Source organism: Spirillospora sp. NPDC049652 (assembly GCF_040675125.1).
Taxonomy (GTDB): Bacteria; Actinomycetota; Actinomycetes; order Streptosporangiales; family Streptosporangiaceae; genus Spirillospora.
Genome location: NZ_JBFAOF010001403.1, coordinates 1 through 1,420 on the forward strand (window position 1 = coordinate 1; position 1,420 = coordinate 1,420).

The following is a 1,420-nucleotide window of genomic DNA, read 5'->3' on the forward strand; positions in this document are numbered from 1 at the left end:
AACGCGGTCGCCGCGACCGCGGCGAGCACGCAGGCCACCACGATGAGGGACGACATCAGCCGGTAGCGCCAGACGGCCTCGACGAGACTGATCTCAGGGGTCACCGACGGGGCGGGATTCGGTGCGGTCATCGTGCTGGTTCTCATCCTCTGGACTACGGCGGATCCCCGAGCGGATCCCCCGGACGGTCGGGCCACACGGACGGTCGGGCCACGCGGGCCGGGTGGGCGGTGGCCGGTGAAGGGAAGGACACGCGGCCGCCCGCTGCCGATTGTGGAAGGACGGGGGCGGCAGGCGGACGGCCACGTGCGCTCAGCCGCTCCCGGTTCTCGGGACGCGGTGCAGGTAGGACACCGTGCCCCCCGGTTGCGAGGTCTGGGGGTCGGCGGGGCGGCCCGTGGGGCGGTGGTCGAGCGGGCCGGTCCGGGACGGGCCGCCGGGCGCCTGTCCCGGCCCCTGGTGCCGGGTGGTGATGAACTGGTCGACGCGGTGCCGGGCCCGGTCGGCTTCGGCGCGGGCGGCGTCGCGCTCCCCGACCAGCATGTCCACTCGGGCCTGCAGTTCGGTGACGAGGCGGGCCTGCCGGGCCGCCTCCGCCTGCTGCTCGGTGGCGGCCTTCCTGGTCAGGTCGAGGCGCTCGTGGGCCGACCGGGTGGACTCCAGCGCCCGGTCCCGCTGCTGGAGGGCGTCGTTGATCTGCTCCTGGACCACCCGGGCCTGCTGCTCCACCTTGACGCGCGCGATGTGCTCGGCGCGCGCCTGGCCGCGGGCCTCGTCGGCGTCCTGCAGGGCGCGGGCGCGCCCGTTGGCGGCCTCCTCCAGGCGCGCGTGCTGCTGCCGCATCTCGGTGGCCATCATCATGGCCTGGTCGCGGGCGGCCTTCTCCGCCGCCTGCGCCGCGCCGAGGTCGCCGCGCAGCCGGGTGATCTCCTCGATCGCCGCCTGGAGCGACGTGCTCAGTTCGGAGACCTGGTCGGCCAGCTGCGTCTGGTCGCGGCGGGCCGCGCCCAGCGCGGCGCTGGTCTGCTCGGCGGTGCGGCTGAGCTGGTCGAAGCGGTCGCGGAGCCGGTCGTGCTCGGCCGTGACCTCGGTGAGCCGTTCGCGCAGTTCGGCATTGAGCTCCTCGGCCTTGTCGGCCCGGTGCCGCTGCGCGTCCGCGGCGGTCAGCGCCTCGCGGGCCTGGGCGCGGGCGGTCTCGGCCGCGCGGTGGGCCTCCGCCTCGACCGCCGCGGTGTCCGCGCGGACCTGCGCGATCCGCGCCTCGACGCCGGCGACGGTGAGTTCGCCCGCCAGCGCGGCGGCGAGGCGGGCCGCCATGTCCTCCAGGCGGTCCACCAGGTCCCGGGCCGTCGCGACCTGGCCGGTGAGCCCGGGGGCCGCGCTCTCGCGGGCCCGCTGCTGGGCGGCCGCGGTCTCGCAC

Annotated in this window: 1 protein-coding gene; it reads right to left on the reverse strand. The window is 76.7% G+C overall.

Features of this window, described 5'->3' with window-relative positions:
- Nucleotides 1-312: 312 nt before the first annotated feature.
- Nucleotides 313-1,420: hypothetical protein (locus tag AB0J52_RS40590; protein WP_500188546.1), on the reverse strand; the 1,108-nt coding region annotated here is incomplete at its 5' end.